Source organism: Leeuwenhoekiella sp. CH_XMU1409-2 (genome assembly GCF_037029365.1).
Lineage (GTDB): Bacteria > Bacteroidota > Bacteroidia > Flavobacteriales > Flavobacteriaceae > Leeuwenhoekiella > Leeuwenhoekiella blandensis.
Genome location: NZ_JAYMEI010000006.1, coordinates 166,083 through 179,689, shown reverse-complemented (window position 1 = coordinate 179,689; position 13,607 = coordinate 166,083). Strand labels below are relative to the sequence as shown.

General features: G+C 39.5%; 13 protein-coding genes. 7 read left to right on the top strand and 6 right to left on the bottom strand.

Features of this window, described 5'->3' with window-relative positions; all coding sequences use genetic code 11:
• Positions 1-54: 54 nt before the first annotated feature.
• Positions 55-1,833, bottom strand: a complete 1,779-nt coding sequence (locus WA338_RS08610) for a DEAD/DEAH box helicase (RefSeq protein WP_273016181.1) — start codon at positions 1,831-1,833, stop codon at positions 55-57.
• A 182-nt stretch (positions 1,834-2,015) separates the two neighbouring features.
• Positions 2,016-2,588 carry a non-canonical purine NTP diphosphatase gene (locus tag WA338_RS08605; protein ID WP_273016183.1) on the bottom strand — a complete coding sequence of 191 codons (573 nt, stop codon included), beginning with the start codon at positions 2,586-2,588 and terminating at the stop codon, positions 2,016-2,018.
• 125 nt (positions 2,589-2,713) lie between these two features.
• On the opposite strand from WA338_RS08605, the gene WA338_RS08600 reads away from it, so the two are divergent.
• Positions 2,714-3,292 carry a nucleotidyltransferase family protein gene (locus WA338_RS08600; protein ID WP_273016185.1) on the top strand — a complete coding sequence of 193 codons (579 nt, stop codon included), beginning with the start codon at positions 2,714-2,716 and terminating at the stop codon, positions 3,290-3,292.
• A 36-nt stretch (positions 3,293-3,328) separates the two neighbouring features.
• Complete coding sequence (gene rpiA, locus WA338_RS08595; RefSeq protein WP_009779885.1) at positions 3,329-4,003, top strand: ribose-5-phosphate isomerase RpiA; 675 nt, start codon at positions 3,329-3,331, stop codon at positions 4,001-4,003.
• 87 nt (positions 4,004-4,090) lie between these two features.
• Here rpiA and WA338_RS08590 read toward each other — a convergent pair whose 3' ends face one another.
• Entirely contained in the window at positions 4,091-4,978 is an 888-nt protein-coding gene (locus WA338_RS08590) for an SDR family oxidoreductase (protein WP_009779886.1), read from the bottom strand.
• A 130-nt stretch (positions 4,979-5,108) separates the two neighbouring features.
• Here WA338_RS08590 and WA338_RS08585 point away from each other — a divergent pair, with 130 nt between their 5' ends.
• Positions 5,109-5,477, top strand: coding sequence for a winged helix-turn-helix transcriptional regulator (locus tag WA338_RS08585; RefSeq protein WP_273016188.1), 369 nt, complete (start codon positions 5,109-5,111; stop codon positions 5,475-5,477).
• A gap of 51 nt (positions 5,478-5,528) precedes the next feature.
• Here the strand turns inward: WA338_RS08585 and WA338_RS08580 are convergent, their stop codons facing one another.
• The 3 genes from WA338_RS08580 to WA338_RS08570 form a co-directional block, all read right to left on the bottom strand.
• Entirely contained in the window at positions 5,529-5,933 is a 405-nt protein-coding gene (locus tag WA338_RS08580; RefSeq protein WP_273016190.1) for a rhodanese-like domain-containing protein, read from the bottom strand.
• Between the two features lie 5 nt (positions 5,934-5,938).
• The gene (locus tag WA338_RS08575; protein WP_273016191.1) at positions 5,939-7,354 is read right to left on the bottom strand and encodes an MBL fold metallo-hydrolase; all 1,416 of its coding nucleotides are present in this window, start codon (positions 7,352-7,354) and stop codon (positions 5,939-5,941) included.
• A gap of 94 nt (positions 7,355-7,448) precedes the next feature.
• Positions 7,449-11,117, bottom strand: coding sequence for a hypothetical protein (locus tag WA338_RS08570; protein WP_273016193.1), 3,669 nt, complete (start codon positions 11,115-11,117; stop codon positions 7,449-7,451).
• A gap of 181 nt (positions 11,118-11,298) precedes the next feature.
• Between WA338_RS08570 and WA338_RS08565 the strand changes: the two genes are divergently transcribed.
• The 4 genes from WA338_RS08565 (at position 11,299) to WA338_RS08550 (ending at position 13,601) form a co-directional block, all read left to right on the top strand.
• A complete protein-coding gene (locus tag WA338_RS08565; RefSeq protein WP_009779891.1) occupies positions 11,299-11,499 on the top strand; it encodes a hypothetical protein in 201 nt (66 codons plus the stop codon).
• A complete protein-coding gene (locus WA338_RS08560; RefSeq protein ID WP_273016195.1) occupies positions 11,496-12,833 on the top strand; it encodes a 2TM domain-containing protein in 1,338 nt (445 codons plus the stop codon). The genes WA338_RS08565 and WA338_RS08560 overlap by 4 nt, the downstream gene beginning before the upstream one ends.
• 103 nt (positions 12,834-12,936) lie before the next feature.
• The gene (locus WA338_RS08555) at positions 12,937-13,251 is read left to right on the top strand and encodes a 2TM domain-containing protein (protein WP_009779893.1); all 315 of its coding nucleotides are present in this window, start codon (positions 12,937-12,939) and stop codon (positions 13,249-13,251) included.
• Positions 13,242-13,601 (top strand): 2TM domain-containing protein, encoded by a 360-nt coding sequence (locus WA338_RS08550; RefSeq protein WP_009779894.1) that lies wholly within the window; start codon positions 13,242-13,244, stop codon positions 13,599-13,601. Before WA338_RS08555 ends, WA338_RS08550 begins: the two co-directional genes overlap by 10 nt.
• Positions 13,602-13,607: the final 6 nt, after the last annotated feature.

Sequence of the window (13,607 nt, the reverse complement as noted above, 5' to 3'; positions counted from 1 at the left end):
AAGAGACGGAAAAATCATACCAAACGTGACAAATCCGTCTCCTTTTTTGAAAAATTATCGGTCTCTTCTTCGGCGTTTGCCAGAAAACGGACTTTTATTTTCTTTTTTGTTCGGTTTGCTTTTTCCGCGTCGCTCCCCGCTGCCTTTAGAATTTCTTCCGCGTTGGTTTCCATTAAAACCAGAATCATTTCTACGGCCACGGCCTTTTCCTCCTTTTTTGCGTTTTCCACCGCCGCCACCGCCACGGGTGTCTTTAGTGACTTCTACGTGAATTTGACGTCCTTGAAGTTTAAAATCTTCAAATAAAGCAAGAATAGTGTCCTTGTGTTCCGTATCGGTATTAAAGAACGAAAAAGAATCTTTACAGTCAACTTTGTAAATTCCATCACCAAGACCGGTAGTTTCCTTTAAAAAGTCTTTCAGGCTCATCCAGTCAAAACCGTCTTTGCCACCTACATTAATGAAGAATCTGGTAGACTCACCAGATTCTTCTTTAAGATCTGCCTTAACAGCCACATTAAGATCTTTTGCTTTCTGATAGTAGTTAAAGAAACGGGTAAATTCTACTGAAAACACTTTCTTGATTACTTCTTCGCGGCTCAATCCTTCTAACACCTCATTAATGCTGTATAAATACGGATTGATCTCTTCATTGATCTTCGTGTTGCGAATATCATTTGCCAGGTGCATCAACTGTACTTCACAAATCTCCATCCCTGACGGAATTTCTTTCTGCGTAAATTTTTTATTGATGATTTTTTCTAAAGTTCTGATCTTACGCAACTCGCTTTTTGAAACGATAACCATCGAAATTCCGGTTTTACCCGCACGTCCTGTACGACCACTACGGTGGGTGTAGGTTTCGATCTCGTCTGGCAACTGATAGTTGATCACGTGAGTTACATCGTCTACGTCAATTCCACGTGCGGCAACATCTGTAGCAACCAGCATTTGAATTTGACGATTACGGAAACTCTTCATTACCAGATCCCGTTGATTCTGACTAAGATCCCCGTGAAGCGCCGAAGCATTGTAACCGTCTTCAATGAGGTTTTCAGCTACTTTTTGCGTATCTCTCTTAGTTCGGCAAAAGATCACTGAAAAGATCTCTGGATTCGCATCAGCAAGACGCTTAAGCGCCTGATAACGGTCACGTGCATTAACCATATAATACTCGTGCGAAACATTCTCAGCACCCATATTTTTTGTTCCTACGGTAATTTCGATAGGAGACTTCATAAACTGCTTGGCAATGCGAGCCACCTCTTTGGGCATTGTAGCAGAAAATAACCAGGTTTTTTTGTCTTTTGGAGTGTCTGCTAGTATGGTGGTGATGTCTTCATAAAAGCCCATATTGAGCATCTCATCTGCTTCATCAAGTATGCAATAGTCAATACCGGTAATATCAACCATATTGCGTCGCATCATATCCTGCATACGTCCCGGAGTCGCAACAATAATCTGAGCACCGCGACTTATCTGGCGCGCCTGCTCTTGAATGTTTGCACCACCGTAAACGGCAACTGTGTTCAAGCCTTTTACGTGGCTTGAGTAGTTTTTTAGTTCGTTTGTGATCTGTAAACAAAGTTCGCGGGTAGGCGAGAGGATCAAGCCTTGTGTATTGCGATTGTTTACATCAATTCTTTGAATAAGCGGAAAACCAAATGCGGCCGTCTTACCCGTTCCTGTTTGTGCGAGGGCCACGACATCGGTCTCCTCTCTTAGTAGGACCGGGATGGCTTTTTCTTGCACTTCTGAAGGAGCTGTAAAACCCATATCGGTTACAGCTTGCAAGATGGCATCATTAAGTCCTAACGCTTTAAATGTACTCATATAAAAAAATTATCTTAAATCATCGTCGATTTAAGAGGGCGCAAAGATACAGTTAATTGACGTAAGAATCAGAGATTGACTAAATTGATTTAAATAATTGTAAATCAAAAAAATAGCATATCGTTTTGGCTTGATTTTAAGAAGTCTTAACTGCTTGATTCTGAGTAAAGCGCGAGCTGAAGCTATTTTTTTAAAAAATTGAGTAAGAGTTGGGTAGCTTTTCCTCGGTGTCCGATCTTATTTTTTTCGGCTAGTGGCATTTGAGCAAAGGTAAGTTGGTATCCTTCGGGCTTAAAAACAGGGTCGTAGCCAAAACCACTGGTTCCGGTTCGTTGTTGTATAATTTCACCTTTACAAATCCCTTCAAAGCATTGTTCTTCACCATTCAGAATAAGTGCGATAACCGTTTTAAAATGCGCCTTACGATCCTTTTTGCCTTCTAAAGCAGCGAGAAGCTTATCGATATTATCTTCAGCGCTTTTTTGTGGACCCGCATAACGCGCGCTGTACACTCCGGGAGCACCATCTAAAGCTTCAACCTCAAGCCCTGTGTCATCTGCAAAACAATCATAACCATAATATGTTTTGACATAACGGGCTTTTATAAGTGCATTGCCTTCAATAGTAGGCGCATCTTCTATAATTTCTTCAGTGCAACCAATATCGGTTAAACTTTTTAGCTGAATGTTTTCAGGCATGAGCGCCTGGATTTCTTTGAGCTTGTTTGCATTATGTGTCGCAAAAACGAGTGTCATTGTTTTTAGTTTTGTTCTGCAAGTTATTTATTCTTCCGGAATGCTTCTCGTAAAAAGAGATTCTTTAGTTCACGCTTGTGCTCCATAGCACAGTTTCATACTTTAGACGTCTACAAAATATCAAATTGAAAACAACAGCGATTTTAATTCTTGCAGCAGGTGAAGCATCTCGTATGGGAAGGATCAAACAAAACCTGCCCTATCTGGAGACCACGCTTTTAGGACACGCCATTACTCAGGCAAAACAAACTCAAGCGCAACACGTTTATTGTGTTCTAGGAGCTCAAGAAGAGGCCATTAAGGCTGAAATTAAACAAGAAGTTTCCTTTATTATAAATGAAGCTTGGGAGGAAGGCTTAGGGGCTAGCATAGCCGCCGGAGTCAAAGCGCTACGATCAAAAAAATACAATCAAATTTTGATAATGTTGGGAGATCAACCCTTGATAACTGCTGCATATTTGAATAAACTTATAGATAAAGCAAAAGAGCAACCTGAAACGTGTGTCGCATCGGGTTATAAAAATAAAAAGGGTGTTCCTGCGATTTTCCCAGAGTCCTATTTTGATGCTTTAGAAAAACTTAGCGGTGATCAAGGAGCAAAGGCTTTACTGAATTCAGATCGGTCGGTAATCGCTTTAAATGCCGAAGATCTTCTTCAAGATATTGATACTCCTGAAGATTATGAGCGCTTGCTGAAAAAATAAACTTAATTTTAGACTCAAATAATCATAAGCAACACAATGACTGCTGATCAGGAAAAAAAACAAGCTGCGCTAGAAGCCGTAAAATATATTGAAGACAATATGGTTGTAGGATTGGGTACAGGCTCAACTGCAAAACATATGATAGAAGCAGTGGGAGCACTTGTTGCCAAAGGAATGAACCTTACCTGTGTACCCTCATCTGATGCTACCGAAAAGCTTGCCAAAGAACTCGGGATAAAAATTGTTGCGCTTGATGAGATCGAAAAAATTGACGTTACTATTGACGGTGCAGATGAGTTCGATGCCAATTTTCAATTGATTAAGGGTGGAGGAGGAGCATTGCTTCGCGAAAAGATATTAGCTTGGAATACCAAGTTCAATATCATCATTGCAGATAGCAGTAAGGATGTTGAAAAGCTAGGCGCTTTTAAGCTTCCTTTGGAAGTGATTCCGTTTGCGACAAAGCAAATCATTACCTTTTTAGAGGAAGAAGGTTTAAAGCCTGTTCAGCGTATGAAAGGCAATGACCCATATCGTACTGACGAAAATAACAATATTGTAGATGTTGATATTTTTGAGGTTGACGATTTAAAGGCTTTAGAAATTAAACTTTTAAAAGTTCCGGGAATTGTAGAAACCGGACTTTTCTTAGATACTACCAGTCTGATCATTGTAGGTAAAGAAGACGGCCCTGAAATTAAAAAGCGATAAATGCTAGTTCTATAAAGTAAAAAAGAGCTGTCACGTATGTGGCAGCTCTTTTTTTTACTGGCTTTGGAAGTTAGCTTAGTTTAAATACTAGCCATAAACCTTTTCAAGGAAGCTTTTTAAATCCTGAGGTTTTCTACCCAGTAATTTTTCCAGATCAGTTTCTTCAGAGTTGAATTCGCCCTGAGCGATTCCCAGAGAAAAGGAAATCATCATCCCAATAGCACCTTCAGGAACCCCGTAAGAAGCCATTGTTGTTTTAAATGTATCAACATCTGGAGAGACATAACTTATTTCTTCACCGGTTACTTCGGTCAAAATAGAAGCGATTTTAGTAAAAGCAACAGCTTCTAAACCATCAAGTGTGTAGATTTTGTTCTCGTGCGCTTGGTGGTTTTTCAATACTGTTGCTCCAGCTTCAGCCAACTCGTCGCGTGAAGCAAAAGCCGTTTTTCCTTCTCCGGTAGGTAAGAAGACTGTCTTGCTGTTCAACAGCGTTTCTTTTTCGCCTAGAAACATAGGAACAACTTCTGCATACAAGTTATGTCTTAGAATAGTGTACGCCATTCCTGATTCCTGAAGCCATTTTTCAGTTTTGATATGTGCATCCATAACTGCAGCTACAGGAGAATCCTGACTTTCATCTTTGCGACCTGCACTGGTGTAAACTACGTGTTTTACACCTGCATTTTTTGCTGCAGTAACAACATTTTTATGCTGTGGCTCACGTGAAGGAATATCACTGGCAGAAACGAAATATAAAACCTCGATATCTTTAAAAGCAGCTTCTAGTTTTTCACTGTTGTCATAATCTGCAACACGCAGTTCATAGCCTTTAGCTTCGTAAGCCTTAGCTTTATCACTACTTGCATCTCGTACAAGTACAGAAATTTCTGATGCATCAACATCTTTAGATAAATGGGCGACGGCGCTACTTCCTAAACCTCCGGTAGCACCTGTGATTAAATATTTACTCATGATTTTATTAATTATAGTTATTACCTTACTTTTGGTAAGTAAAGGTAAACACTATATTTGGAAGCTAAAAGAACTTACATAAATGTAGTTTACTTACGTTGAAGTTAGTTTTATTGAAAATCAATTAATTATGAGGGAAAATTCTTTAAAAAAATATGCAGATGCTCAAAATTGTCCTGTGCGCAATGTGTTGGACCGTTTTGGTGATAAGTGGTCAACCTTAGTGTTATTACTTCTTGAGGAGGTAGAGGTCTTGCGTTTTAATGAATTGCATAAAGCGATTGAGACCATTTCGCAAAAAATGCTGGCTGTAACCCTTAAGTCGTTAGAAGCAGACGGATTAATCATCAGAAAACAGTATCAGGAAATTCCACCTCGAGTGGAGTATATGCTGAGTGCACGTGGTGCTAGCTTGATGCCACATATTAAAAGCTTAGTGCAGTGGGCAGACACTAATTTTGAAGCCATAGAACAATCGCGTGAGGCTTATAATAGATAAAGGCTCAATATCATTGAGCCTTTATCTTAGATCGTAGCATTTTAAACGGAGTTAATTCTTTTCGATATTTTGACTTTCTCCAGTCCAGTTTAAATAGCCTCCTTCCAGATCAAATATTTTGCTGAAGCCGGCATCAAGCATAAGCTGTGCAGCTTTTGCGCTACGTCTTCCTGAACGGCAATAAATATAAACCGGCTGTGCTTTGTCAAGGTTTTTGATCTGTTCTTTAAAACTTTCTTCTTCTAAAACATTAATGTTAGTGGCACCTTCGATCTTCCCGGCTTCAAACTCTTCAGGTCTTCGCACGTCTATCAATTGAATGTTTCTTTTCAAACTTTCGGTATCCGAATGAATACTTGCCTCAAACAGTTCTTTGCTTAGAATCACATGTTCGCTTTCTTGCGCAAATACACCAAAGCTCATTAAACACATACATAGATAAACGATCGTTCTCATAGTTCTTATTTTAAGGTTGAAGGGCAAACGTAGTTTGTTTTAGGTAAACTTGTTTCCTTGATGGCTTTATAACCGCCCTGAACATCAACCAAATTATGAATACCACGACTTTTTAAAATGCTCGCTGCAATCATACTGCGATAGCCTCCTGCGCAGTGTACATAAAATTCTTGATCTGAAGGAAATTCGCTAAGATGTTTGTTGATATAATCAAGCGGCGTACTTTGCGCTGCTTCAAGGTGTTCTGACTCAAACTCACCGGGTTTACGCACATCAAAAATAGCAGTATTTTTGTCAGTTTGTGCGACTTGTTCTAGTTCACTTGCGGGTACAGATTTGACTGAATCCGTCTCTTTACCGGAAGCTTCCCAAGCAGCAAAGCCACCTTTTAGATAACCCAAGGTTTGATCAAAACCTACACGAGATAATCGTGTGATCGTTTCTTCTTCACGACCTTCATCAGCGACTAGAAGAATAGGTTGTTCAGTATCTGCTATAAGCGCACCTACCCAAGGAGCAAAACTTCCGTCTATACCAATAAATATAGATCGGGGAATATGTCCTTTAGCAAAATCAGCTGCTTTACGCACGTCTAAGATCACTGCTCCTGTTTCGTTAGCAGCAGCTTCAAAAGCATCTGGTGATAATTGCTGTGTACCGCGCTCTAAAACTTCGTCAATATGATCGTAACCCTCTTTATTCATTTTTACATTGAGCGGAAAATAAGAAGGAGGCGGAAGTAATCCATCGGTCACTTCGGCAATAAATTCTTCTTTACTCATATCGGCGCGCAGTGCATAATTGGTTTTCTTTTGATTGCCTAACGTGTCTACCGTTTCTTTACTCATATTCTTACCACAAGCCGAACCTGCACCGTGAGCCGGATAAACAATGACATCGTCAGAAAGGGGCATAATTTTATTGCGTAAACTATCAAATAGGAAGCCGGCAAGATCTTCTTGTGTCAATTCTTTAGATTTTTGTGCCAGATCAGGACGTCCTACATCACCTAAAAACAAGGTGTCTCCGCTAAAGATAGCGTGATCTTTTCCATTTTCATCAATGAGAAGATAGGTCGTACTTTCCATTGTGTGACCTGGGGTATGCAGCACTTTTATGGTAACGTCTCCCAATTTAAACTCTTGGTTATCTTCTGCGATAACTGCCTCAAAAGAAGGGTTTGCCTTAGGGCCATAAATAATTTGGGCACCGGTCTCTTTGGCAAGAGTCACGTGGCCACTTACAAAGTCGGCGTGAAAATGCGTTTCAAAAATATACTTGATTTTGGCTTGAGCAGCTTCAGCTTTTTCCATATAAGGCTTCACTTCTCGCAGCGGATCTACGATCGCAACTTCACCTTTACTTTCTATATAATAAGCTCCCTGAGCTAAACAACCGGTATAAATTTGTTCTATTTTCATGATACGTATTGTTAATTTCTTGTACAAAGATAGGGTAGCTTGTCCACTCACTGGGTAACTAGGGTTACATTCCTAAAAAGCTAGGGAAGAACTCTCAATTTCCAAAACGAATACTGAATTGCAACCTGCCACCTTCACTCCCTGTAAAATAACCAAAACTACTATTGAAAAAACCGCCCATATTCAAATTAATTCCGCCACCGTAGCTGTCGTGCCAAACCTCTGATGCTTCCTGATTGAACCAAACGCGTCCCAAATCATAACCTACAAATACGCTGGATTGAATAGGGAAAATAGCCGTTTTTAAAGGTTTAATTTTGTAGAGTAAATCTGCCGAACCGCGCAACGCCTGATCTCCTGTAAACCGATCTAAGCGATAACTTCGCAATCCGGAATCACCTCCTAATTGTGCCGATTGATAAAAGGGAATTGCATTACCGAATCGTAATTGACCGGCGATTTCACTTTTTAAAACCAGGTCTCTCGAGGTGTCTATAGCATTCCAAAACGTGATTTTTGGGTCTGCAGCAAATACGGTTTCTTCGCTGTCTAAATGATCACTGTAATAGCCTGAAGCTTTAAAATGCATTCCTCTTGTAGGAAAATTTGAGTTGTCTACACTCTTGTAGGAATAAATAGCATTTAAAGTGATGTTATTGTTGTTATTCAGGTTGTTAAGTAGTTTTGATGAAAGTGTTTCTTCAATATTGAAATTTTGATAAGCGATGCTCGTTTCAAATGAACTACCATATTCTCCGATGTAATACACGCCTGCTTCAGCCTCAAACTTTTGTAAGAATACCCGATTTGTATCAAAATTTGAAGCTGTATTTGTTGTTTCATTTCCAAAGCCAAAAAAGTTTTCGGTGTAATTATTTGTAGTTGCCAGAGCGGCAATTTTTAGATTCCATTCAGGAAATAGATTTGCCGAATGGTATTCAGTTTTAAAAATTGCAGCCTGAGTCAATGAAAAATATTGAGCATCTATTACAAATTGAGAAGTAAAAGGATGACGTTCAAAACCCATTTTTTGACTTGCAAATCTTAAATGCGGAGCAAGCCCCCAATCTGGATTATAGGGCAATGCTAAACCTATTTTCTTCGCACTTTCCGGGCGACGCTCTGAGTCATAAATATGATTCTCATAAACACTGCTGAAACGCTTACGCGCTCCTCCTAAATTTTTGATTTCGTTGTCCTCGGGTTGGTCAAAGAGGGTTATGCCTTTTCCGTTTTCTAAATCGTAAACATCTTCGTCTTGTCCTCCGGAAATCACGATTTTTAATTTACCGGTTCCCGGGCCGTTAGCTGTAAAAACGTCATCATCATCCAGACCGTAAATCCATATTTCCTTGGTTTCATCAGGATTAAAGTTTCGATTAAATAACTCATAGCCGTCTGCTCCATCTTTGATACGATAGGCTTTTATGGTAGTGCTTCCGTCTGCATTGCGGGTGATGTAAAAGTGATCATCCTTGTCGGTACCTTTCAAGGTTTGAAACTTGATAAAGTAGTCGTAGTAGCGCTCTACAATACTGGTGAGATTGTCCTTTCGCTTTAACAAATCGCTTTGTAAAGCCAACCAATCCTCATCCTGAACTTCTTTAGGCATTTCTTTAAAGGCTGTTGAGACTACTTCTGGAGTAATGTGTTCTTGAATATAGCGTACCGCCTCTAGCCAGTCACTTTTATTAGTTTTCTGAAGTAGCGCGCGATCAAGGTTGATGGCGCTTTCACTGAATTTTTCTACAAATTCTATATCAGGTCCGTAATTACCGAGTTCGCGTGTTCCCGGCATAAATTTTTGCAGGGTTTTGATAAACGAGCCATCAAACTTTGAAAATACTTGGTCACGATCCCGTGGGATGGCGATAAAATTAACCACGTCATCATCGTCCTCACGCTCTGCCCAACGCCATTGATCTTCGTGACGATCCCAGTCGCCTACAAGCATATCAAAAACACGGGCGCGTATATAATCTTGTTCTTCCACCTGATTTTTTTCATCTTCCCGAATCGCCTCAAACAAATCTGCTGTGCTTTCAACATCATCGTTAAAACCAAACATATGTTCCCCGTTAAAGTCGTCATCAGGCTTTTCTACGACCATATAAAGTCGATTTCCGTGGGTTTCATTAAAATCGCCTAACATTTTATGTTTTGGTATATAAAATACTTTAGGATGCGTGTGGTTGAGGTTTGCAGCTCCTGCTAATCTAGGAATTGCAAAAGCACCATAAGGATGTGAAGCGGTATAAAAATCTTCAATAATTCGCGCAGGAATCGTACCCGAAAAATACGTTTCAGCATCAAGATTATCATAACCCGAGGACTTTAAAAAGGAAAAAGGATCTTTTGCTAAAGCGCGCATATTGTACTCGCGATCCTCTTTATCAACGAGTCTAAGCGATTGGGTTTGATGTCCGCCACCGGCACGTTCTACTTCAAGACCGCCGTGCAGCGTATCGATAACGGCGACTTCAGCATTGATTTCTAAACCGTATAAATCTCTGTAATGTTTACCCCAAAACTTCTCGTAACGCTTAGAAACAGTAACATCTTCTTTTGGGTAAATGCTAGCCTTTTCTGTAGTGCTGAATCTTGCCGGTAAGGAGTCTACGGGATACGGCTGTGGTTGCTCATAGGCGGTTTTGGCATAGCGTTCTACAAGTTGTTGCTCTTCATTAAGCTCATAAAAATGTACGGAAGTAGCCCCGTTCTCAAACAAACGCAATTCAGTAAAACCCGGTTGCACCGAAGCAAATAAACCGTCTTTCCCTAACCGCGCATATTCGGTTTTACTGCCGGTACCAGAAATGATCTGGCGTATGTTTTCATTTTCGATGTATTGCATAGAATGCTCGTGAGCAGAGAGGACAAACAGGCGTGGCAGATCGATCGCCATTTTTTTAATTTCGGTCATCAAGTCATTCATCAACGGATTGAATTGATCCTGCTTTGAAATTCCGCCTTGTGTTCTTGCAAACGCCCATAGAAAACCAGCAAATGGGACAAATGCATTTTCAGCAGAAGGTCTGTACAACGCACGCGTGCTCATCTCACCGCCGTAAATTCCGTTAGAATATAAGGGGTGATGCATTACCAGAAGAATGTTCTTGTGTCTTACTTTGCGCGCCTCATCCTTTAAAACGGTGATGAATTGTTCGCGGGTCTTAATGTTGCATTTATCATTAAAGCCGGCATCTTTGCTCCAATCCTCAATATACCATTGCGAATCTACAATGATAATCTCATTTTCGTCGTCAACAGTAATTTGTTCTATGGGACAGCCATTTTCAGGTTGAAAATGATTGTCTTTGCCCATTTGTTTTTCGATAAAATCTTCAATTTTTTCCAGACCATCTACGCCGTGATCATTCCAATCATTTTCCCCGGGAATGATCAAGGTTTCACCTTTAAAGTCTTCGATCAGACTTATTATTTCCTGTAACTGACTTTTGTTATTCTCTTGTTCTAGCTTATTGGCATACACATTATCTCCTAAAATCATCAAATAATCATCCTCTTGAGCCTGTTCTTTTTGAAAGCTTGTAAATGCTTTTAGAAGCGATGCATTAGGCCCTTTTTTGTCGGCGCCTAAGTTGCCCAACATATAAATGCTGCGATAGTTTGAACTATCTGTTCTTAGTGGAGTTTTTTCGTCTTGTGCGTTGCGAAATTGAGTGCGCTTACTGGCACAAGAATCGCCTAAAATAAGAATTGAAAGTATTGAAAAACAGTATGATAATCTGCGGGTAAGCATAGGTTAGGGTGTAGGTTTTAAACAAAATTATTAAATATGCTGAGCGCCAAAAGTTTTTGTGTGATTGTTAACGTTCTGCACATTTACAGTTGAGTCTTCAAATACTACAGTTGAGTACGTTTTCTTATAATGTAGGAGGCTTATTTTAAATCTTTGCTCAAGAATCAAGAAACTAACAATTATGGTAAGAATTTTAATCTGGGCCTTAGATCTTTTACTTTCAGTAAATGGTATCAACAACGATACTGAAGCACTTCATCAATGCGAAAGAAACAGCCTAAATGTACCTGCCCAAACCACTGCTTTGATTTTTAAAGATTGTGATACCTTTAAAGCAGGAATGAATCTGGGTGTGCGCATCTTTGAATACCAACAATTATGACATATTTTTTAAAGGAATTGGGTAAAGCATTTATCGTAGGTTGTGCTATTTATGTAGTCTTTCTTGCGATACACCTGCTGGGTGGCGGCGGTTTGGAATTCAACGCTGCGCTTGCAGAGGATTTTGGGATTAGCATGCTATACTCTGTGGTACTGTATTTGCTAAATATGCAGATCTTCACCTTTTTCTTTGACAAATACAAAACTTCGCTTTATACCTACAATCATCTGGTAAAAGCCATTCCGGCAAGTGTTGTGGTTACTGTTGTTGGGGTGTTTTTCATTCGGTTGTTTATTATCGTGGTGCTATATGGTATGAGCATCACGTATTTTATTACTGAAGAAAAGATCATCGACTATAGTATTCCACTTGTGGTGGCTTTAGTTTGTAATGCGATTTTTTACTTCTTCTTTTATTATCGCTATAAAAAAGAACGTCAGGTAAAGGAGCAAAAGATCATTGCTGGTACGGCTTCGGCACAATTTGATGCTTTAAAAAATCAGCTAGATCCTCATTTTTTATTCAATAGTTTAAATGTACTCACCAGTCTTATTGAAGAAAACCCGATACAAGCGCAGAAGTTCACGACCTCCCTTTCAAAAGTGTATCGTTATGTACTTGAGCAGAAAAATAAGGAGCTCATTTCTTTAGGTGAAGAACTGGCCTTTGCTAAAACGTATATGACTTTGCTTAAAATGCGTTATGAAGACAGTATCGTTTTTGAACTTCCGGAAGCGGTAAAAGATGCTGATGCAAAAGTGGTCCCGCTGGCTTTGCAATTGCTGCTGGAGAATGCGGTAAAACACAATGTGGTAAGCGGCAATCATAAGCTTTATATACGTATTGAAGAAGAAGCCGATTATCTGGTAGTGCGTAATAATCTTCAGCCTAAAAAAGTGATGTCAAAAAGCAGCGGAGTAGGGCTTATCAACATCAGACAGCGCTATGGACTCCTGACACAACGGGATGTACTTATAAGCAAAACAGAATTAGAATTTATAATCAAAATACCAAAACTTACTCGTCAATTAAAAACAGCAGTTATGAATACCGAGCAATACCTTTCTGACAAAAAATATGCGATGGCAAAAGAACATGTGGAAGAACTTAAAGGCTTCTACATCAACTTGGGGCTTTATTGTCTCATCATTCCCGGTCTCATTCTTTTAAATATGTATACGACACGTTTTCCTTGGGCGATTTTCCCTGCTTTGGGTTGGGGATTGGGCGTACTTTTTCACGGTTCGGAGGTTTTTGGATGGAATCCATTTTTAGGCAAAGACTGGGAGGAGCGTAAGATAAGAGAGCTTATGCGTAAAGATCAAAACAAATAACTACAGTTCAGCAATCAAAAATGACAATCGGGTAATACTAAGTTTTATTCCTGTTGTAATTCTAGCAATTTTGAATTGTAATTAATCATTAAAACCTTCAGCAATGGAAAATTTTGATAAAGAAAACAGATACCTTCAGGCTAAAGAAAAAGTAAAAGAGATCAAAAAGTTTTATGGTAGCCTCATCAGCTATGTGATCGTAATTGGCGCACTAGCCGCTTTAAACTATTGGGTTGATCAACTGCGCCATCCTTGGTTTTTATGGGCAGCATTTGGATGGGGATTGGGTTTAATATTTCAAGCAGCCAAGGCATTTGACTGGAATCCGTTTATTAGTAAAGACTGGGAAGAACGCAAAATAAAAGAATATATGGAGCGCGATTCTAAGTCACAATCAAATATGGGAAGATGGGAATAAGAAACACAAAAGTTATGAACGAGCAAGAATCCTCATTTGAGCGTGCGCAAAAACACGTTCAAGATCTTAAAGGCTGGTACAATCATTTACTGGTTTATGTTGTGGTAAATTCGGCATATTTACTGTTTTATTTTGGTCTTTTTGACCGCGGAGCCATAAGCAGTTACATCCCGTGGTGGTCGCCGGTTATTATGTTGGTAGTCTGGGGAATTAGCGTTGGAATTCATTTTATTGTAGTAAATAAAGGTAATTTTATCAATAGGTCATATAAAAACTGGGAAAACCGAAAGATCAAAGAATTTCTGGAACGCGAAGAGGCAAAACAAGCTGATATCAATAAATGGGAATAAAAGCAC